The sequence below is a fragment of the Rhodoblastus acidophilus genome (assembly GCF_900187365.1).
Taxonomy (GTDB): Bacteria; Pseudomonadota; Alphaproteobacteria; order Rhizobiales; family Beijerinckiaceae; genus Rhodoblastus; species Rhodoblastus acidophilus.
Map to the genome: position 1 here is coordinate 1 of NZ_FYDG01000018.1, position 22,634 is coordinate 22,634.

7 protein-coding genes and 1 pseudogene are annotated in these 22,634 nt (G+C 61.5%); 6 read left to right on the plus strand and 2 right to left on the minus strand.

Features of this window, described 5'->3' with window-relative positions:
* The first annotated feature begins 96 nt into the window (after positions 1 to 96).
* Positions 97 to 17,340 carry a tandem-95 repeat protein gene (locus tag CFB24_RS19440; protein WP_206605499.1) on the plus strand — a complete coding sequence of 5,748 codons (17,244 nt, stop codon included), beginning with the start codon at positions 97 to 99 and terminating at the stop codon, positions 17,338 to 17,340.
* Positions 17,341 to 17,580: 240 nt separating this feature from the next.
* Here CFB24_RS19440 and CFB24_RS19445 read toward each other — a convergent pair whose 3' ends face one another.
* Together CFB24_RS19445 and CFB24_RS19450 are read right to left on the minus strand one after the other, a co-directional pair.
* Positions 17,581 to 18,339 (minus strand): hypothetical protein, encoded by a 759-nt coding sequence (locus CFB24_RS19445; protein ID WP_088522301.1) that lies wholly within the window; start codon positions 18,337 to 18,339, stop codon positions 17,581 to 17,583.
* 262 nt (positions 18,340 to 18,601) lie between these two features.
* A pseudogene (locus CFB24_RS19450) lies at positions 18,602 to 19,075 on the minus strand (YrrC family ATP-dependent DNA helicase); the annotation flags it as partial.
* A gap of 140 nt (positions 19,076 to 19,215) precedes the next feature.
* Between CFB24_RS19450 and CFB24_RS19455 the strand changes: the two are divergent.
* The 5 genes from CFB24_RS19455 (at position 19,216) to CFB24_RS19475 (ending at position 22,392) form a co-directional block, all read left to right on the plus strand.
* Positions 19,216 to 19,419, plus strand: a complete 204-nt coding sequence (locus CFB24_RS19455) for a hypothetical protein (RefSeq protein WP_088522302.1) — start codon at positions 19,216 to 19,218, stop codon at positions 19,417 to 19,419.
* A gap of 600 nt (positions 19,420 to 20,019) precedes the next feature.
* On the plus strand, positions 20,020 to 20,316 hold the full coding sequence (locus CFB24_RS19460; protein WP_088522324.1) for a hypothetical protein: 297 nt from the start codon (positions 20,020 to 20,022) through the stop codon (positions 20,314 to 20,316).
* The gene (locus tag CFB24_RS19465) at positions 20,306 to 20,878 is read left to right on the plus strand and encodes a type II toxin-antitoxin system VapC family toxin (protein WP_088522303.1); all 573 of its coding nucleotides are present in this window, start codon (positions 20,306 to 20,308) and stop codon (positions 20,876 to 20,878) included. The genes CFB24_RS19460 and CFB24_RS19465 overlap by 11 nt, the downstream gene beginning before the upstream one ends.
* A gap of 388 nt (positions 20,879 to 21,266) precedes the next feature.
* Complete coding sequence (locus tag CFB24_RS19470; RefSeq protein WP_088522304.1) at positions 21,267 to 21,656, plus strand: antitoxin Xre/MbcA/ParS toxin-binding domain-containing protein; 390 nt, start codon at positions 21,267 to 21,269, stop codon at positions 21,654 to 21,656.
* A gap of 31 nt (positions 21,657 to 21,687) precedes the next feature.
* Positions 21,688 to 22,392: an RES family NAD+ phosphorylase gene (locus tag CFB24_RS19475; protein WP_244593318.1), complete on the plus strand. Its 705-nt coding sequence runs from the start codon at positions 21,688 to 21,690 to the stop codon at positions 22,390 to 22,392.
* Positions 22,393 to 22,634: the final 242 nt, after the last annotated feature.

The window sequence follows — 22,634 nt, forward strand, 5'->3', positions numbered from 1 at the left end:
GTTCAGCTCAATCTCGACAATCTGGTCGAGAAATTTGTTTTTTACGACAACACCTCGGATCATCCGAACTACCTCACAGTCGCCGATATCGAGCAGATGCTGCAAATCGCCGGCGGCAATATTGGCGACAACGAGATCCATGGCGTCACCGACCAGCCCAATGTGCTGGACGGCGGTCCTGGCGACGACAAGCTTTATGGCGGCGCGGCCGCCGATTCCTACGCCTTCTCAGCAGGCTACGGCTTCGATCTCATTCAGGAGACCCAAGACAAGCCGGGCGTTGTCGACAAAGTCGTATTTGGGGCGTCCGTGCATCCGGACGCGCTCAAATTCAGCCCCGGAGCGAATGGATCCGATCTTCTCATCGATCTCGGCGACGGCTCGGATGTTCTGACCATTGCGAATGGTTTGGGCGACGCCAGCGTCGAGCAATTCACTTTCGCCGACGGCTCCTCGTTGTCGATCGACCAAATCAAGGCGAAACTGCTGGTCGGAACGGCCAATGACGACAATCTCGTCGGGTTCGACGGTCGCAATGACGCATTTGACGGCGGAGCCGGCTCAGACGCGATGAGCGGCGGAACGGGCGACGACGTTTATAATTTCGGCTTCGGTGACGGCGAAGACAGTATTTTCGACACGAGCGGAACCGACACGGTCCGATTCGGAACCGGAGTAACCGCCGACAAGGTCGCGTTCTCGGTCATCAACAATGACCTTGTCGCAACCCTGTCGGCCACGGACAATCTTGTCATCATCGGCGGGGCCGGCAACACCCCGGTAGAGACTTTTGTCTTTGATGGCGGCGCGAGTCTGACGCTCGCGCAGATCAGGGCGCAAATCGCCGCGCAGCGCACTCTCACGGGCCAGGACGTCATTGACCTGACCACGTATGGCCAGACGGATTATGCCCAAGCCTCGACCGGGAATGACCGGATCAAGGTTGCGCCGGGCGAGACTCTGGTGTTCTCGTCCGGCGACGGCGTCGATGAGTTGCAATATGTGAACCGGGGCCAGAGCGACACCGTCCAGTTCTCTGACCTCGCCGCGAGCGCGGCGCTGGTGCGTCCATCCGGCAATGACGTGGTCATCAGCTTCACCGAGACTGGCGACAGCATTCGTATCGACGGCGCTTTGAACGGCGAACGTCAGACCACGATCCAGTTCGCGGACGGCGTTCGCTGGACGCCCGCGCAACTGGCGCAACAAGCGGTGCTGAGCCAGGAAACTTCCGGCGCTGACGTGATCATCGGCGGAAATGTCGCCGAAACGATCCAGGGCGGACTGGGCGACGATTTCATTCAGGGCGGCGCTGGAGACGACACCTATCTGTTCGCGCGCGGCGATGGCCGCGATGCGATCCTCGACACGACTGGCGGCGTGGACACGCTAAACCTGTCCGGCTACGCTCTGGCCGATCTGCGTGCGGCCTGGCTGGCGCCCGGCGAGAACGCCATCGTGCTGCGCTTCGCCGACAGCGCCGACTCCGTGACGCTCGCCTATGAGAGCGCGTTCAACGGAGTTGACTCCATCGTGTTCAGCGACGGCGCGCTCACGCGCGACCAGCTGCTGGCGCGACTGCGCGGGCAAGGGAGCGACGGCGATGACCGTCTGACCGGGACGACGGCGTCCGAGACATTCGCCGGCGGCAAGGGCAATGACACCATAGTCGGCGGCGGTGGCGCGGACGTCTATCTCTTCAGCCGTGGGGACGGTCGCGACCTCATTACCAGCAGCGGCGCGCCTGACGGCCAAGGCGTATTGAAACTCGGCGCCGGCATTTCGCGCGACGACCTCATTCTCTACCGCGACGCCTCCGGCGCCATCACCATCGCCTTGGCCGGAACGCAGGACAGCGTCACTGTGGCGGCGCCGACGGGATCAATCGACCCGCTGCTGTCGAAAATCATCTTTGCCGACAACTCCTCCTGGTCCTTCGCCGATCTCGCCGCGAGCATCCCGCAGACCTCTGGCGACGACACGATCATGGTCCCCTCGGGTGGATCGACCGGACGCGCCTCGACGGAGATCTTTGGCGGGCTCGGCAATGACATACTGCAAGGCGGACGCGGCAATGACATTCTCGAAGGTGGCCTCGGCGACGACACGCTGACAGGCGGCCCTGGGGCCGACGTCTATAGTTTCGGGCCGGGCGACGGCCAGGACGTGATTGTAGAAAATGGCGACGACGACGCAAACGTGATCGACCGCATCCATTTCGGACCCGGCATCGCCGAATCTGACGTTCGCTTGGTCGAGCGCGGCAGTGATGTCGTCGTGCTAGTTGGCGCAGGCGACCAGCGCATCACGATCCGCAACATGCTTGCGAACGGGGCGCAGGGCGTCGAGCAAATCGATTTCGCGGACGGCGGCGTTGTCTGGACGCGCGCTGACGTTATCGCGCGCCTCGCCACAGGCGGCGACGGCGACGACCGCATCGACATGAGCGCCTTTGGTTCGCGCTCCAACACCATTGCCGGCGGCAAGGGCAATGACACGCTGATCGGCGGCGCGAATTCCGACACCTATCTGTTCAACAAGGGCGACGGCCGCGACACCATTTACGAAGGCAACGAATACTGGTCCAACGCCGACGTCCTGAGGCTTGGCGGCGGTCTCTCAATCAACGATCTCGTGGTCACCCGCAACGGAAACGACCTCACCCTGCATTTCCGTGGCGTGGACGACGCCGTGACGATCAAAGACGAGACCGCGCCGAATTGGTGGAACGCACCAATCAATCAGGTGGTCTTCGCGGATGGTACCCTGACCGCAGACCAGCTCGTCGCTTCTGTCGTCAGCTCTGAACAGGCCGCCGTTCTCCTCGATTTGCTCCCGTCGCAGTCCTTCAATCCCGAAAACGTGACGAAGACGTTCGACGCCGTGGCGGATTTCACCAACGCGAATCCAAACGGCCCCTGGCAATATGGAGAAGGCGTCGCCGGAAGCAGTTTTACTGCGTTCACCAACTATTCGGTTGGGTCAAATGGCGTCAACGTTTGGGTTTCAAACGACGGGACGCCTTTGATCGGCGAGAATTTCTCCGGACAGACGCAGTCCGGGGGCAGCTGGGTGAACCCCACCGGCGTCCTTGTGGTCCATCCCGGTTCCTCGCGAGACGCCATTTTGCGCTTCGCCGCGAAAGACAGCGGGACATATCATTTTACGACCAGTTTCGCGCTTGAGGATCTCTCTCCGACCGGCATCGTGGGTGAAGTCTTCAAGAACAACACGCAGCTTTATTCCGGCGTGCTGACCGGCGCCGGCGCCACCGTCTCGAAGCCGGGCGCGTCCGAGAGTTTCTCCGGAGACGTTCATCTTTTCGCCGGAGAGACGCTGGATTTCGTCGTCAATAACTACGGTTGGTACGGCTACGACACCACAGCCTTGACTGCCAGGATTGATTTCACGCCGGACATCGATCCCAATGCGTTGACGGGTACGGCGGGGGCCGATGTCATCACCGGCGGAGCCGGCGATGACGTCATTTCAGGGATGGGTGGCGACGACACCCTTAGAGGCGGCCTCGGGAATGATACGTACATCTATAATGCGGGCGACGGCGAAGACACGATCGAAGAAGCGGGCGGCGTCGACAAACTAGCGTTCGGCCCCGGCATTTCAGCGACTGACATTGCGGTCCACGAGATCAACGGAACCGACATCGCGCTGCGGGTCAAGGGCGGCGGCGTTCTCATCAAGAACGCGCTCATCAAAACTGAAAGCCGCTTGGAGACCATCGCCTTCGCCGACGGCGCGCAATGGTCGTGGAGCGATGTCGTCACGCGAGCCATGCGGGGCGGCTCTGGCGACGACGCCATTTCAATGCTCAGCGCGCGTCAGCAGACGCAGTCTGAGAATCTCGTCCTCAACGGCAGTTTCGAGCTTTTCGACACCTCACGAGGTTCAAAGCAATCGTGGGGATGGTCGCAGCCTAACGGAACGGTGCCCGGCTGGACCGACGCCAATGGGGCGAATTTCGAAGTTCAGCCGAGCGGCATGGATGGGCAGTCGTCCAGCGACGCCACCTATTGGCTGGACATGGTCAGCTCGCGACCCATGGACATTTCGCAGACCATCGCCGGGCTCACCGATGGCGACAAGCTTGTTCTGAGCTTCGATCACGCCAACAGAACAGGCGCCAGTTACGGCGGCAACTGCGACGTATACTGGAATGGTCAGCTTGTCGGATCGGTGTCCGCGCCTTCGACAAGCTATGTGACGGATCAATTCGTCGTCACGGCGCAACAAGGCGACAATGTGCTGGAATTCAAGGAGACCGGCACGGTCGGTTGGGGCGGCGCCACGCTGGACAACGTTCGCCTTGTGCGCATAGCTGGAGGAACGGCGGATTCGGCGTCGATGACTGCTGACGGTGGAGCCGGCGACGACACAATCACGGGTTCCTCGGCCGCAGATATTCTGATCGGCGGAACCGGCGACGACCTGCTGCAGGGCGGCGGCGGCGATGACATTTACCAATTCCGTCTCGGCGACGGTCAGGACGTCATTGTCGATAGCCAGGGCGCCAATCGCCTGGTCTTCGACGCCAGCATAACTGCGGAGATGGTGAGCCTGGTTTCAGGCAAGCCGAATATCATCCTCCAGATCGCTGGAACCGGCGACCGCATTGATCTTGGCGCGCCGACGGCGGCGCAGACGCTCAGTATAGCGGAAGTGGACTTCGCAAGCGGCGAAGTCTGGACGGCGGCGCAGCTGATCGCGCGAGCGCGCGCGGCCACGCCGGGCAATGACGCGATCTTTGGCGACGCCGGCGCCAACGCGCTGTCGGGAGGCGCTGGCGACGATGTGATCGTCGCCCTCGCGGGCGATGACACGCTCGCCGGCGGCCTTGGCGCCGATATGCTGGAGGGCGGCGATGGCGACGACCGCTACGACTTCGCTCGCGGCGATGGCCAGGACGTGATCAGCGACGCCGGCGGCGCCGACACGATTTGGTTCGACGCCTCGATCGCCCAAGGCGATGTCTCGGTCAGCCAGAGTTCCGACGGCGCCAATCTCGTCATATCCGTCGTTGGAACCAGCGACCGCATCACGATCCAGAATGCGCAGGGCGACGGACGGGTGGAAACCATCCATTTCGCCTCCGATGGCGCGAATTGGACCGAGAACGACATTCTGGCTCGACTTGGATCGTCCGGAGATGATGTGATCTATGGCGACGACGGCTCCAATACGCTGGCTGGCGGCGCTGGAAACGACACGCTGATCGGCGGCGGCGGCGCCGACGAATATTGTTTCACCAAGGGCGACGGCCAAGATCGCATCATCGACGCTTCCGAGTGGAATAGCGGCGATGTCCTGAAAATTTACGGCTACGCGAGCACGGACGCCATTTTCTCCCGCGCCGCGCCAGGCAGTTCTGATCTGGTCATTCGCTTCACGGGTTCAACCGACTCGATTCTGATTCAGAACGAGTTCAACACGTCGCTATTTGGCGTTGAATCCGTCTATTTCGACACAGACAAGGTCTCTTTCGATCCGGCGGCGCTGCGCTCGCGCGTACTCGCCTGTGACGCCGCCGGCGGCGCGCAAACCCTGACGGGCCTGCCGGGGAACTCCGTCGCCGAAACCTTCGTGGTCGCGCCCACGGTCAGGGAGATCGTCGGTAGCGGCTGCAATGACCGCTACGAATATCATAAGGGCGACGGAAACCTTAGGATCGATCTCAGCGCGGGAAGCGACCTACTGAAGCTCATCGACTATGACGCCGGCGACGTTGCTTCGGTGCTGCGCGCTGGTCCCGACAGCTTTGATGTGATCATCACGTTCAAGGATTCGACCGATCGAGTCACGCTGGCGAACGCGCTTCACAATGACAATGGCGGTTGGTTCAACGCCCATATCGAATTCAAGGATCACAAAGACGCCGACGGCAAGATCGTAGCGACCGCCTGGAGCCGCGACGACCTGCGACGTATGGAACTCGCCTGCGTCGATACGGCGGGGAACGACAATGTCCTCGGATTCGACGGGGACGACACGCTGACCGCGGCGGCCGGAGACGACTACATGGCCGGCGGCGCCGGCAACGACACCTATGCATTTACGCGCGGCAACGGCGCCGACACGGTGGATGACGCCGATGGAAACAGCTGGAGCGACAAGATCGTCTTCGGCAACATCAACTCGACCGATGTGTCCGTCTCGCGCCTGTTCAAAGGCAGCACAAGCGTCGTCTTCACCTTTGTCGGCGACGCCTCCGACAGTGTGACCGTTTACAACGCGCTCAGCAATGACGGGCGCGGTGTCGAAACTTACGTTTTCGCCGACATTGACCCGGCCACCGGCAAGCCCGTCACTTGGACCAAGGCGCAAGTTCAGGCTCGTCTCGCCAATGGCGCGCCGACCGCCGTCGACGACGACGGTTTCAGCGCAACGTCAGGCGTTGCGGCGACGCTGTTAGCCAACAAGCTGCTGGTCAATGATTATGACCCCAACAACGACAAGCTCAAGATCGTCTCGGTCGACGCTGGCGCTTCCGGCGCGGCGAGCCTGAACGCGGCGGGGGATGTGGTGTTCACCGCTAATAGCGGTTTCACCGGAGTTGCGACGCTCATCTACACAATTTCCGACGGTCAGGGCGGCTTCGCCGAAGCCAATGTTTCCGTTCGCGTGCGCCCCGTAGCCACCGCCGTGGACGACAACGGTTTCTCAGTCGCCGAAGACGGCTCGATCTCGATCAAAGCCGCGAGGCTCCTCGCCAACGATCCGGATGGCGACCGCATGGTGATCGCCAGCGTGCTCGACGCGCAACATGGCGCCGTCACCCTGTCGAGCGACGGGTCGATCACTTTCACGCCCGAGCTTTATTATCGCGGCCCGGCGCAATTCTCCTATGTCGCCAACACGCCGGAGGGCGGGCGCGCCCAGGCCACGGTTTATCTGACGGTCACCCCCGTGAACCACGCGCCCCAGGCGCAGAATGACGGCGCCTATGTTACGCTCGAGAACCAAGCGTTTTCCATCGACGCGCATGAATTGCTCGTCAATGACGGCGACGTCGATCATGACGTTCTCACGCTTACGAGCGTAACTTCGTCTGCCGACATTCAGGTCGCTATCGCCGACGACGGCTCGATCATCGTGACGCCTGTCGATTATTTTTACGGGTCGAGCTATTTCGACTATACGGTCGCCGATCCCTCTGGCGCGACCTCCACCGCGCGCGTGACGGTCAATGTCACGGCGCGCAACCTGCCGCCGGTGGCGCGCGACGACGCGTTTACAGCCTATCAGGACAAGCCAATCCTCGAAAACGAAGCGGTGATCATCTCCGCCTCTGAATTGCTCGCCAACGACTCCGATCACGAGAACGATCCGATCCGTCTGATTTCCGTTGGCGGGGCATATGGCGGCTCCGCCCGGTTGCTCGACAACAACACGGTCCAATTCACGCCCTGGACCTATTTTAACGGGGCAGCCTCGTTCAACAACACGATCAGCGACGGAATCGGCGGTCAGGCGACCGCCACGGCGACGCTCACCTATCAATGGGTCAACCAACCGCCGGTCGCGGCGGACGATTCTTACAATAGCAACGATCCTGAACTGCAACGCGTCTTGGTCGGAACGGAAGGCCAGCCGTTGGAAATCGCCATAAGCGAACTGCTGAAGAACGACTACGACATCGAGGACGATGACGTGGTGTTCAAGAGCGTCGGCGGCGCCGACCATGGAAAGCTGACTATCACCGACCACGGCACGATCATCTACACGCCGGACGCGGGATATTACTCCTACGCCCAGTTCGCTTACGAGGTTCAGGATCCGCAAGGCCTGCCGGCGGCGGCGCGCGTCTTCCTTTACTTCAATCCCAGCTCGGAAGATGCGCCGCCGATCGCCAATACGGACCAGCTTGTCTCCCAAGAAGACGTTCCGCTGACGATCAAAATTTCCACGCTACTCACCAATGACGCGAGCGCCGACCGTGCGCCGCTGACCTTCCTCGGCTGGTCGCCGCCGAACGGATTCTCCGAGCGCCTGCACGGAACGCTTAAGACCGACGCCAACGGTGACCTGCTGTTCACGCCAGACGCCAATTGGAACGGGTTGTCGGTGTTCTACTACACCATTGGCGACGACAGAGGGCATACGGCGACGGGTAAAGTCACGATCGACACCAGCGCCACGGCCGATGATCCCACGGTGGTGGACGACGAGGGGTTCGTAACGCCACTCGATGTGCCTATGGTGATCCGCGTTTCCGACATTCTCAAGAACGATTATTCCGTCGACTATTTTAACTTGCAGTCCGGCGAACCAATCGTTCCCAACGATCTTCTGACCTTCGTCAGCGTCGATTCCATTGACCATGGCGCGGCGGAGGTAATGACCGTCGGCGGCCAGCAGTACATTGTGGTGCGCGAGGCGGACGGCTTCACCGGCAAGGTCACCCTGAAGTATCGCATTAAGGATTCGAACGGGCTGGAAGGCGCGGGATACGTCGTCGGAACCGTGCTCGACAGCTATTCCGGCGAGTTGAACGGAACGATCGTCAATGATCTCCTGATCGGCAACGGCCGCGACGAACTGATCAAGACTCTGACCGGCGACGACTATGTCGAGGCCGGCGACGGCGACAACGTGATCTTTGGCGGCGCGGGCGTCGACACGATCCTGTCCGGCTCGGGCGCGGACATCATTCACTCCGGGGTCGATCGCGGCTCTTACGCCGCCAATACCAGCAAGGCCGGCGTGATCTCTTCCGGAGGCGGCGACGATCTGGTCTTTGACGGCGCCGGCGCGGATTCGATCGACGGCGGGGCGGGCTTCGACATCGTCGATTATTCCGCCTCACACACTTTCGTCGTCGCCAGCCTGGAGGCGCGTCTCGGACGCAGCGGCGACGCCCAGGGCGACGTCTATTTGAATATCGAGGGCCTGACGGGTTCCAAATTCAACGACACGCTTACCGGCGACGCCAAGTCCAACCTGCTTGACGGCGGCGACGGGGACGATCTGCTGTCCGGCGGCGCGGGCGACGACACATTGCGCGGCGGCGCCGGCGACGACACGCTGATCGGCGGCGCGGGCGCGGATGTTCTCGACGGCGGCGCCGGCGTGAACACGGTTGATTATTCCGCCTCCTCGACAGCGGTGCGGATCGACCTTTCGCAGCAAACGGCCACGGGCGGCGACGCCGCCGGCGACACGCTCATCAACATTCGTAACGTGATCGGCACGCTCTACAATGACCGGATCGTGGCGAGCGACGCCGGCGGGCTGCTGTCGGGCGGACGCGGGGACGATACGTTGATCGGCGGCGCCGGCGACGACACGCTGATCGGCGGACGCGGCGCAGACCTGCTGCAAGGCGGCGGAGGCGTCAACACCGTTGATTATTCCGGCTCCGACGCCGCCGTCGTGGTAGATATGATGGACGCCGCAGCGGAGGGCGGCGAAGCCGCCGGCGACGTGTTCAGCAATATCCAGGTCGTGATCGGCACCGTGTTCGCAGACACATTGCGCGGCGATGACGCCGACAACGTCTTCGTCGGCGGTCCCGGCGCTGATGTCATCGACGGGCGCGGCGGCTTCGACGCGGTGGATTATTCCGATGCGACGGGCGCGGTCCAGATTGATCTCGCGGCGGGAACAGGCAAGGGCGGCGAAGCCGAAGGCGACACGCTCACCAACATCGAAAAGGTGATCGGGTCCCACTACAACGACCAACTCAGCGGCGGCGACGGCGCGCAGACCTTCGACGGCGGCTGGGGCGACGACGCGCTCGCTGGCGGCGACGGGTCCGACAGCTATCTGTTCGGCTTTGGCGACGGTCAGGACACAATCGTGGAGGCAGGCGAGGATTCGGACATCGACCGCCTCGTCCTCAAGCCTGAGGTCACGATCAAGGATGTGTCGATCCTGCGCCAAGGCGACGACCTGCTGGTCGAACTGGAGAACAAGAGCGGTTATATCAATGATATCGTCACGGTGAAGGCTCACTTCGCCGGCGCGTCGAACGGGGTCGAGCAGATCGTCTTCGCCGATGGGACGGTTTGGGACCGTGCGACAATCGCGGCGCTGGCCCGTGAAGGCCAGTTCAACGCGACCGATGACACGTTCCATTATGGCGTCGAGAACGAGACCTCGGTGATCGATCCGGCCAGTCTGCTCGTCAATGACGTGAGCGGCTCGACCGACGGCCTGAAACTGGTTTCGGTGCAGGACGCCGCGGGGGGCGTCGTCGCCCTCGACGGCAATGGCAAGATCGTCTTCACGCCAGACCACAATTTCCGCGGCGACGCCTATTTCTTCTATACCGCCGCGGACCAGTTCGGACGCGAATCGACCGCGCGCGTGCGCGTTCAGGTCAATCCGGTCGACCAGCCTCCGGTCGCCGCCGACCATTCCGGGCTTTACGGCTACGAGAACACCATTCTCAAGATCCCCGTCAGCTACCTGTTGAACGGCGCGACCGATCCGGAAAACGATACGCTGGCCGTGGTCGGCGGCGAGCCGCTGGTCGACGGCAATGGCGAAGCCGTCATGCGTTACAGCGAAACCGGCTATACCTCAGGTACGAATGTCGCCTTCAAGATTGAGGACGGCTACGTCTACATCAAGCCTGCGCCCGACTATTTCGGCTATGCCGGCTTCCAGTACATTGTCGCCGATCCGAGCGGCAAAAAGGGCGAGGCCAAGGTCGAACTCTACATCAAGCCCGTCAATCAGGCGCCGCGCAGCGGCAGGGATGAATATACGGTCCGCCTCGAGAAGACGACGACCATCTCACTCGCCAGCCTTATGGCCAACGATTATGACGTGGAAGGCGACGCCATCACGTTCACGGGGGTGAGCGATCCGACCAATGGATCGATCGCCTACGACGCGGAAGCGAAGAGCGTGAGCTTCACCCCGACCGAACTGGGCGAAGCCACTTTCTCGTACGGCCTCAAGGATGCGCTTGGCGCGACCTCGACCATCACGGTCAGGCTGAATGTCGTTCCGCTCAACGATGCGCCAGTCGCGCACGATGACAGCGGGTTCATGACTGACGAGAACCAGACGCTGGTCATAGATGTCGCGCGCCTGCTGGCCAATGACAGCGATCCTAATAAAGACGCGCTCACGCTAACGAGCGTCTCCCGTTTCGCGATCGATGGCGAGGTTACGCTCCGCGACGACAAAATCTTCTTCGTCCCGCGCGCCGACTACAATGGCGAGGCCGGATTCGATTACACGATCGATGACGGCCATGGCGGCGTCGCGACGGCCCATGTCTCCATCGACATCCTGCCGATCGACAAGGGTGCGACGCTACGCGACGACATTGTCCATGACGTGCAGGACACCCGCCTGACCATTCTGGCGGCGGAAGCGTTCGGGAACGATTCCGATCCGGAAGGCGACGTTCAGTTCTTCAAAACGGCGACCGTGCTCGGCGCGCTCGACGTGAAATATCTGTCGAAGAACGCGACGTTTTCGGCCCTCACCACACGCGGCGAAGCCCTTCCCTCCTGGCTGAGTTTCGACGCGCAAAGCCTGACCTTCCGCGGCGTAGTTCCGACGGACGTGACGACGCCGATCACGATCGAAGTCCGGGTTTTCGACCCTTATGACGCCGATCGCCCTAACGCCTTCGTGCGTTATTTCACCTTCGGCTCCGGCGACGCAAAGGCGCTCGCCGACGGCTTCAACGTGCGCGACGCCGTGCTCAAGGGCTACGCGATCCGAGGCGACTTCAGCCAGATCGACGCCTTCGGACCAGGCGATTTTGACGCCGCAACCAGCGTTCGCGCGACGCTCGCTGACGGCTCGGAGCTGCCGTCCTGGCTGAGCTTCGACGCCAGCGCGCTCAGACTGCAAGGCGTCGCGCCCGAGGGGTCGCCGTCCTTCGACGTGGTCTTAACTTACTCTCACGCCGGGACGACTCCAGCGGAAACAACAAGCTACGCTCAAACCTTCGCCGTGGACCCCGCAAAACTGGCGGGCGGCGTCACACTGAACACCGGTATTGTCGCGCTGGCGCTCGGCGGAGGCAAGTTTACAGCCAGACTGAGCGGCAACCAACCGCTACCGTCCTGGATCGCTTTCGATCCCGATCGCGTTTCTCTCAGCTTGTCCGGCGTCGCGCCGGCGTCCGACGCCCAAACCGCGCATGTGCAGGTCACGTTTACGCCAAAAGCGAAAGTGCTGCAGCCGGATGTCTACGCAGCCGCGACGGGCGCTTTCACACTTGAATTCTTGATTGATCCCAATGCGCCTTTCGATCCTGCGATCAATGCAGTTCTGTCAAATGCCGCCTTTTTCGCGTCGGAAGGCCTGTTTGGGCTCGACCTCAACAAGGCTGCTTCCGTCACGCCGATGGCAGCCAATGACAAGCCTCTGCCCTCGTGGCTGCATTTCAACGCCGCGACCCTCACCTTTTTCGGCTCGCCGCCGCCCGAATTCGTCGGCGCGCTGCCGGTCCGCTTGGGTGTCGTCGGAAAGGACTCGTTGCCGAGCTTCAGCATCCTCACGGAGGTCGTGGTCGACCCGACCTACAAGGTTATCGACGCCGGCGCCTTCTCTGCGACCGCGTCGCCGAAAGAAATCGAGCTGACGGCGCCAAGCCATTACAATGGCGAAGTGGCGGTGACCTATACCTCAGTCGACGACAAGGGCTTCGCCTCGGTCAATTCAGCGATCGACGTCGTCAATATCGCGCCGCGCGCCGTGCCTGTGCGCCCCGTCAACGATACCTTCACCTTGCTGCAGGGGCGCAGCGTGACGTTCACGCTGGACGAACTTCTGGCGAACGACCGCGACGACAATGGCGATTTCTTCCACGCCATCAGCATCGCGCGGCCGGAGCACGGCTCGCTGGTGATGATCACAGACAGTATCGATCTGGCGCCGCCACAGGCTCTCGCCGGGCTGAACGGAGGAACCTTCTCCGCTACGCTCGTCGACGGTTCGGCGCTGCCGGACTGGATGGTTCTCGACGCGGCCACGGGGCATATCTCCGCACGTCCGCCATTTGCTATCTCCGGCAATTACACGTTCGCCTTCGGCTGGACGGATGGGACAGCCCAGAAGCAAGGCAAGGCGACCTACGCGCTCGACGGCAACGACGCTGTTCGTTTCATCTATCGGCCGGACGCCGATTTCTATGGCGTCGACACGTTCGCCTATGCTGTCAGCGACGACAAGCAGACGCCTGTCACCGCGACGGTGGCTCTACAGGTGACGCAAGCGCTTCAGGCCAATGACGACACGTTCTCGACGCCGAGCGACACCGAACTCGTCATTGATCCGGCGACGCTTTTCTCCAATGACGTTAGCGGCGAAAAGCTCTCGCTGACCTTGGTCGGCGTCGGCGACGCCGTTAATGGCGCCGTCAGCTTTGACGGATCGAAGATCGTCTTCACTTCGGCGCATTATTTGGATGGCGAGGCCAGCTTCGCCTACCAGGTGACCGATGGCGACGGCCACATCTCGACCGCCCATGCAAAGCTGAACGTCACCTCAATCGACCACGCGCCGATTGCCGAGGATGTGAAATATTTATCGACAGAGGACGCGCCGCTGACGATCAGCGTCGCTGATCTGCTCAGCAAAGCCAGCGATGTCGACGGCGAGACGCTGCAATTGGTGCGCGTCGTTGCTGACGACGCCGCAAACGCGCGCGTTCTGACGCTGCCCGGGGACTTGATCCAGTTCGTTCCGAAGCAATATTTCAACGGCGACGCCGGCTTCACTTACTTTGTCTCGGATGGCTACAAGAGCGCCAGTGGCCACATCGTTGTGAATTACGCGCCTGTGAACGACGCGCCCATAGCCAATGTCGACGGAGTCTTCACCGGCGACGAAAACTCAACCCTGCGCATCAGCCTCGCCACGCTGGCGGCCAATGACGTTGATATCGAAGGCGACAGCTTCAGCGTTGTCAGCGTGATCAACGGCGTCAACGGATCGGTCGCGATCGATGGAAATGACGCCGTGTTTACGCCGCGCGCAGGCTATTATGGCAACGCCGGCTTTGAATATGTGGTGGAGGACAGCAAAGGAGCGCAAAGCCTCGGTCAGGTGAACCTGCAAATTAAGCCGGCTCATACCCCGCCGATTGCGGTGTCGGATTCCGGTTACACCATGTTGCAGGATACGACGCTCGACCTCGACCCGAAGGCGCTGCTTGCCAATGATATTGATCCTGATGGCAAGGGGCTCGTCTTCCTTGGCTTCACGGACTACCCAGTAACCAAGCTAGATAGCGGGCTCTACCGCGTCACGCCTCCGTTCAATTATTCCGGAAAGCTGAATCTCACCTACGCCATAACAAATGGCTCTGGCCTGGTGGCGACAACCGTCGTGAGCATCGACGTGCAGCATGTCGAACATGCGCCTGTTGGTGTCGACGACGCGTTCGCCATGGTTGAAGACCAGCCGCTGACAGTTTCTGTCAAGGATTTGCTCGCTAACGATTTCGATCTCGACTCGCAGGCGCTTTCGTTCGATGGGGTCGCGGACGCCTACCATGTCACTGCTACGGACGACGGCGCCGGCCATCTCGTGGTCACGCCCGACCTCAATACCGACGGCAAGGCGTGGTTTGACTATCGCATCGTCGATTCCACCGGCCGCACAGCGACGGCGCGGGTCAATCTCGACATAGCCCATGTCAATCACGCGCCAACCATTGGCGAGGCTCCTCTCCTCCAAACCGACGAGGAGCAGAGCTTCTCGATCACACTCGCAAACAGCGTGTTTGCCGACGTCGATGAAGATGCGCTGCTGGTCGACGTTCAGGGCCTCAATGGCGCGGCGCTGCCGGAATGGCTGCGTTTCGACCGCCAGACCCTGACGCTCAGTGGGACGCCGCCGAAGGGTTATTATGGCGAAGTCACGCTCGAACTGATCGCCGACGATGGCCAGGCGCGCGCGGTCAAAGCGACGACGTTCACCGTCAACCGCATCTTCACCGCCCCAACCGCCAGCGATGGCGTACTGATCGCGCCGCATGGCCAGTCAGTCGATATCAGCGAACTTGTCCGGTCTCTGTTCACGCCAGGACAGAACGGGGACGCCGCAACGATCGTCGGATTGACCTCGGCTAATGGCGTCGTTTCTCTCGTTGACGGCCACGCGCGCTACACGGCGCCGCAAAGTGGAGAGGACACACTCACCTTCACGGTTGAGGACAGTCATCTCCAGACAGCCCGCGGAACCATCTCTGTAACCGTTGATCCTGGTCCAAGCGTCGCCAACGGCGTCTTGACCGTTGGGCACGATCAGAGCCGGGATATTTCCACCCTGCTCGAAAGCCTCGTCGCGCCGGGCCTGCCCGGCGACAAGCTGTCGCTCGTCGGGGCGTCGGCCTCAAATGGGATGGTCGCCATCGTCGATGGCAAAGCGTCCTACATATCTCGCACCGGCGGAACAGACACGATCAGTTTCACCTATGCCGACGAACACGGCGACATCGCCACGGGCGTAGTGAATGTGGCCATCGACCCCGGCCCCACGCTGGCGTCGGCGAACGTGACCAAGATAGGCCATGGTCAGGCCACAACGATCGCCGCCGCCGCTCCGGGCCTGGCAGGCGACACCCTGACGCTTGTCGTCGCCACGGCGCCGGCCTTGGGAACGCTGAGCCTCATCGATGGCGCGGTAACCTACACGGCGCCCGCCAATGTTCCCGCGAGCGGCGCAACTGTGAGTTTCGCTTACAGAATTCAGGACGAATATGGCGACCTGTCCCCGCTCGTCACGAGCAGCCTTCAACTGGACCCCGGCCCGACGGCGGCCAACGCCAACATCAGCGTTGGTCACAATCAAACGCTGAACGAGACGGCTCTGGTGAAGAGCCTGATCACAGCAGGCCTTTCCGGAGACGTCGAAACCATCACCGACGTCAGCGGCGCTCATGTGTCTCTCGTCGATGGCGTGGTGAGCTATGCCTCGCCGGCATCTGGAACAGACTGGTTCACCTATACGGTCGCCGATCAACTTGGCGAAATGGCCGCCGGCATGTTGCAGATCAAGATCGACCCCGGCCCAACCGCCGCTGCGGTCAACGCTTCGGTAAATCTGGGACAGAGCCTCGATCTAACCAGCGCGATCCTCGCTGCAGCGAAGCCGGGGCTCCCCGGCGATACGCTCACCATTATCAGCGAGAACGCGACCGGCGCGCGAGGATCTGTGATGCTCGCCAATGGCGCACTGACGTACTCCGCTTCGGGCGCCGGACTTTCCTCGATGCAGGCGGGAGCGACGCTGAGCGATAGCTTCAGCTTCACCATCGCGGACCAGTATGGCGACACCTCCACCGCTGTCGTGACCATCACCGTATCCAATCCGGTGACGATCATCTCGGGCCCGCAATATGGAGGCGGGACGATCCAAGGCACGGGCGGCGTAGAAACCATCAACGCTTATGGCTATGGCAATATAATCTACGCCAACGGCGGCAGCGGCGCCATTAACGCGGGCCTCGGAAATGCAATGGTTTACGCAGGCAGCGGCAATCTCACGATCAATCTCGCCGGTTATTACGACACGGTCAAAGGTGGAGATGGCGATGACATCGTGATTGGTTCCGCCGGCAATGCAACAGTGACGCTGGGCAATGGCGCCAATACAATCAAAACTGGGGGTTATTACAATGTCGTCGTCCTTGGCGACGGCGCAGACGTGGTCAATCTTGGTCTCGGCAATGGGCGCCTCACTCTTGGCAATGGCGACGACAAGATCACTATTGCCGGATATGGAAATATCGTTGTCGCCGGCAATGGAAGCGACGTGCTGCAGGGCGGCGACGGAAACAGTACGCTGACGTTCGGCCAGGGAAATAACGCGATCTCAACGCAGGGCTATGGCAACATCATCAAAGTGGGAGATGGCGCGAATACGATTGTCGCCGGCAGCGGCAACGAAACCGTCAATGCAGGGAATGGCGACAACACCATCACCCTGTCCGGCTACAACAACGTCGTAACGGTCGGTTCGGGAAGGAACATCGTCAAGGGCGGCGCCGGCGGCGACAAGGTCACCGTCGGCGGTGGAACGGCGACGCTCACCTTCAACGGGTGGAGTGACCACGCCATCCTGAACAGCGGCGTAGGCGCGACCATCTACGACAACGGCTACGGATTGGAGGTTGATATCGGTTCAAGCGCCGGCGCGACCACAATCTATGGATTCGATCACGACTATTACGGAGTCATCGACCTGCTGAACAATGCCGGCGGTTTCACAAGCGCCAGCGCCGCCGTCGCCGCGCTCACGAGCGACGGTCATGGCGGAAGCCTGTTGTCGCTTGGAACGAACGGATCAATCGACCTCGTCAACGTCGCTCCCAAGCAATTGACGACCGCTAATTTCAAGATTGGGTAATTCATGCCAACCGGCTGCGCCGCCGTGACGCCGGCGCAGCCAGCTACGGAACAAACACGCCGAGGAGCGGCAACGACACCCCCATGAAATTTCCGCTCGTCGTCTTTCAAGCCGTCGGTGGGTCGGGTTCACATATGGTTGCAACGCCACGGGGTGCTGTCGTGATCAAACGGCCCAAGATAAGCCAACAAGAGCCCTCGCCAACAACCGCGAAGGTCGTTGGCGAGGTGCAAGCCTCCGTTAGAAGATCTCAACCTTGAGCTTGTTGTGAAAAGTCCTGCCGCGAAACTTCTCGAAGATTTCGACGGCGGCGAGGCTTTCGGCGTCGTTGTGAAGCGGCGTGCCCGGGCCGCGATCGCGAATGAGATCGCCGTTTGAGCCGCGCAGATTCGCGACGATGACGTCCACCTTGAACTCCTTGGCGGGGCCGCGGCCGATGCTGGCGGGCTTGGCGACCGTCGGCGTGAATTCAATGATCAGGCCGGCCTTGCGGGCGGCGCTGTTCAATTCGTTCGTCGTATAGCGGGCAGTGTCGCTACGTCCGCGCGAACCGGTCGCGGCGGGTTTTTTGGCGGCGACAGCGGCGGCGGCCTTGGTCCGCTTGCTCGCCGCGTTCACCACCTTGGCCAGCCTCGACGCCTTTTCGGGTTTGGCGCGCTTACCGCGACCGGACTTGACCGCAGTCGGGGCCTCGACCGTGTCCGTCACCTTGGCGGGCTTGGCCGCCTTCGCCGCCCGCACAGGGCTTCTTTTCTTCGTCGGCATCGCGACAGGCTCGTTGATTTCTTCCGAGACGGGCGTCACCGCTTGCTTCGCTTTCGCCCCTTTGCGCTCGCTTGTCGTCTTGGCCGGCTTCGTCGCCTTCGCGCCGCCGCGTGCTGCCCGCCTCGTCTTGACCGGAGCCGTCGTGGTTGAAGTCTCGACCGTTTCCGACGGCGTCGTCACAGTGGTCGGTTCAACGTCAGAAGTTGGGGCGGTGGCCTGCGTGTCGTCCGTCATGCGTCTGTCTCGCGCTTCAAGTATTCAGATGAGCAAATCATCGGCTACAGACGATCTTGCTTGTCAAGGGGCTCGGCGGGTCAGTCGCCATTGAAACTCGCCACGCATCCTTCAATCTCCCCCTCGAAGAGACTACGACCGCTGGCCGTCGACGCACGCGCGGCGCCCATTCGACCGGTTACGTCGACACGGACCGAAGTGGGCGGTGAAGCAACGGTGAGTTCGCGTCTTTCGGTCCTGCGTAGCGCCCCCTCGCCCGTCACACCATGATGTCGCGCACCGCCTTCTGCTCGGCCCAGCCAGCGGCGATCCGAGTCGCGCGCATTTCGCCGATGCCCGACACCTCGCGCAGCCGCGCCGGCTCTGCTTCGATGATCTCGAAGGTTCCCTCGCCGAAGGCGGCGACGATGCGCTGGGCGAACTTGGGGCCGATGCCGCGCACCATGCCGGAGCCGAGGTATTTCTCGATCCCCTCGGCGGTCGTCGGCGGCGTGGTCTTGAGGAAGTCGGCCTTGAATTGCAGCCCGTGCATCCGGTCGGTGAACCAGACGCCGACGGCGTGGATGAACTCGCCAGCCGAAATCGACGCCGCATGGCCCACCACGGGAACGAGGTCGCGGTGGCCGCGCGCCTTCACCTTCAGGACGGCGAAGCCGTTGTCCTCGTTGTGGAAGGTCACGCGCTCGACCGAGCCGACAAGAGTCTCCCTGTGCGGTGGCTCCTGCGGGTCGGCCAATCCCTAAAACCTTTCCTGTGCGTTGTTGCGGCGCCTCATAGTTCGCGTCGATCCGCGGCAATTGCGAATTGATCTCCGACAAAACGCCCGGCGCAAGATCGCGGGTGTAGGCCTCGCTTCGATTTTATACGGAGCTTCGAATGGCGCGGAAAGCATTGGAACTGGCGGGAATCGCCGCCGCCAAATTGCAGACGGCGAAAAACGAGATCATCGCCGCCGGCGACCCCGAAACCATTTCGTGGGCGCTCGATCGGTTCCGCGAGGTGGAAGAGATGCTGCGTGGGGTCGTGGCGTATGACGACACCTCGCCGGGCGAGGTCGAGGCGAAATCCGAAGCGGCGTGAGAGTTGCCGGGGGCATGGTCGCTTGGTAGGCGAACCCGCATCCAGTTTCCCCACGCTTTTGCTGTCGCCAAACGCGGGAATTCTGGTTCGGATTTCTGAAAAGATAAATTATTCTAGAACTGAACCGCTCCGGTCCTTAAAAAAAGCAATGGCCCCGTCGACAGTTGTGATCGGGGCCTAAGAAGTCGCACTTTGGCGCTTGCCGATGAAGATCAGCATCTTATGCGGCATACGACCGCGTAAAAATAGAGGTGTGTTGTCTGATCTGCTTCTCCCTACGTTGGCGTGACCTCCTAAACGTGCAGAAGAGTCGCGCACGTTGCGGCCTATCCTGGGCTGGAAGTCATCACTGATGAGGTGGAGTCATGCTCCCCGTCCATCTTTTCCGGGCGCTCCTGTGGCCCAGAGCTTCAGTTTGGTAGAAGTCTATTCGCTTCACGGCCTTTGCCCAAGCGCGCCATCCCTCCACATGGAGCAGGTGCGTGGATCAAAACGCCAAGCGCCAACAGGAAGGAAGCATTACCGGAGCTTCGCGCACAATAGCGCTGCCTTGCTATTGCGTTCAACGAGTTTTATATATTGTTGAACAAGGAGCAAGCCATGCCGCATCAATCCGTGAAATCCGAGCTTTCGGGCGTCGAGATGACGAAGAGGCGCAACCAGTTGGTGCTGGATCAGGCGAAATCCGTCGGCCTCATTGGCGCCGCCAAGGACGCGCGCGTCTCCGGCCGTGTTTCCGGCCATCTGCTCGCGGCGGCCAAGGCGCGCGCCCAGGTCAGTTCCGACACCGACCTGATCGAACTCGCCTTGTCACGTCTCGCGCTCGAAGACGATTTCGGGGTCAAGCTGCTTCGTCGTGAGGGCTCCGTTCCCAAGGGCCTCGACCTTGAGTTTTGAGCTTTCAAGCGCCCTCAACCGGATCAAGCCGCAAAAACAAAAAGCGGTTCTCATGCGCCGAGCGGATGGCGACCTGCCGTTTGTCGACGACGAGCCTCTTGTCGGCGGCCCCCTGCTTTACGACACCACCGTCTATATCGATGTGTTGCAGGGCAACGCTCCGGACGCGCTCAAGAGCCTCATCGCCATGCGCATCTGTGAGCATTCGGCTGTCTGCCTGTCCGAGCTCACGCATGCTTTCGGCCGCCTCGATCCCGGGCATGCCGACACGAAAAAGAGTTTGGCGGCGATCAAGGGTGTCGTGGACGACATCCCCGCCCATCGGCTGCATGCGCCGATCGCTAGGACATGGGGCGAAGCGGGCATCCTGGCCGGCCTCCTCATACGCCTTGCGGGAACATCGCCGTCGCAAGGCCAGGACCGCAAATTCCTCAACGACGCGCTGATCTATTTGCAGGCGCAAGCGCTGGGCGCGACCGTCCTGACCCGTAACATTCGCGATTTCGATTATCTCAGTCAAATTGCGCCCGGAGGTCGTGTCCTCTTCTATCGCAAACTTTGATCGGAACAACGCGCGCGGTGCGCTGAGAGGCGCGAGGCGGAGCCGCTGGCGTAGGAGCGGAGGCGGCGGGTGGCCGTGAGAAAATGATCAGCAAACGGTTCTTCTCAAGATCGATAACCCGCCCCTTATCGATAGTGAGGAGGCCTGCCCGCCGCGCGAGGAGCGCAGCGGAGAAGCCAAGGTCACGTCGATATTGCTTGCGGGAGAGCACCCTGGCTTCCCCCTAACGACCGCAGGCAGGCCGCCTAAAAACATCAGCGTCAGCGGATGGAAGCCCGAAGGGGCCGAAACTACCTGCGGGTTACGATTCCGTGCTCGGACTTCGTTTCTGATCGTCGACGTTCGCAATTCCATTTCTATTGAAAGATTATTGTGGTATTAATTTCTCATGAAAGCTGCGTCAAAGTCTCCCAAGACCCCGTCCCCATCGAAGGAAACCGCTGTCATTGCAAAAGCGACGCTTCGCGCCGCCGAGCGGCTTGGCCTGACCGCCAAGATGCTCGGCAAGGTGATCGGCGTTTCCGAACCGACGGTTTCGCGGCTCAAGACCGGCGCCACAGTTCTGGAGCGGGATGGCAAGCCGTTCGAACTTTCGGTGCTGTTCGTGCGATTGTTCCGGGCTCTGGACGCGATGACCGGCGGCGACGAGGCCGTGGCCCGCGTTTGGCTCACCAGCCCGAACCTTGTGTTCAACGATGCGCCGATCAATCGGATCATGACGATCGCCGGTCTGGTGGACGTCATCGCCTATCTGGACGCCCGTCGTGCGATCGTTTGATGTTCGACTATACGAAGGCGTCGGTTGGAGATTGGTCGAAGCGCAACATAAGGTTTCAACTCTCAAGCTGACGGATGATCTCGAAGAACAGGAGATTCTCGAAAGCCTGATAGAGCAGACCAAGCCGGATATGCCCGCCGAATGCCGCACGCTCGATTATTTGCTGGCGACGCCTTTTCGCTATGGGGCGATCTACCCGCACGGCTCGCGGTTTCGCCGCGCGGGCAAGACGCCCGGCGTATTCTACGCTGCGGAGCAGCCGGAAACCGCCATGGCGGAACTCGCCTTTTATCGACTGCTGTTTTTCGCGGAGTCGCCCCAGACGCCTTGGCCAGTCAACCCGTTTGAGTTCACCGCCTTTTCGGTGGCGTTGCGGACGGAGCGCAGCCTGGACCTCACCGCGGCGCCCCTCTCCGATGAGCGGGCGACCTGGACGCACCCAACCGACTATTCCGCTTGCCAAGCGCTGGCCGACGACGCGCGCGCCGATCATATCGCGCTGTTGCGCTATGAATCCGTGCGTGATCCGCAACACGGCAAGAACCTCGCCGTGCTCGATCGCGCCGTCTTCGCCGAGCCGCGCCCGCTGGAGCGCCGCACGTGGCGGCTAAAAGTCGGCCCGGCCGGCGCCCATGCGATCTGCGAATTTCCCGTCGGGAAGATTGGTTTTGATCGCGCCGCCTTCGCCGCCGATCCGCGCATCGCGGGGTTTGTCTGGGAGCGGCCGGGAGGGTGATGGCTCCGAGACCGCCGCTTTCGAAGCTTTGACCTATGGCATTCATTCAGGGTAGTTAATGATCATCCCTGCGGATGCGGGGCTGAACTGCCCGCCGAGCCGTGGCGGATTACAATGGTCCCCGCTCCAGCGGGGCTCGCATCTATTTGGCCGAAAGGAAATGTCGTACCTTCAGCCATGCTTGGACTGGCGCCGCCCAGTCCCATCCCATGAAAGAAGGTTCCTCGATCGTTTTCATCGAA

Coding starts and splice junctions, on each gene's coding strand:
- CFB24_RS19440 (WP_206605499.1), top strand. CDS start 97: ATGCTGCAAATCGCCGGCGGCAATATTGGCGACAACGAGATCCATGGC.
- CFB24_RS19445 (WP_088522301.1), bottom strand. CDS start 18,339: ATGACGGACGACACGCAGGCCACCGCCCCAACTTCTGACGTTGAACCG.
- CFB24_RS19455 (WP_088522302.1), top strand. CDS start 19,216: ATGGCGCGGAAAGCATTGGAACTGGCGGGAATCGCCGCCGCCAAATTG.
- CFB24_RS19460 (WP_088522324.1), top strand. CDS start 20,020: ATGCCGCATCAATCCGTGAAATCCGAGCTTTCGGGCGTCGAGATGACG.
- CFB24_RS19470 (WP_088522304.1), top strand. CDS start 21,267: ATGAAAGCTGCGTCAAAGTCTCCCAAGACCCCGTCCCCATCGAAGGAA.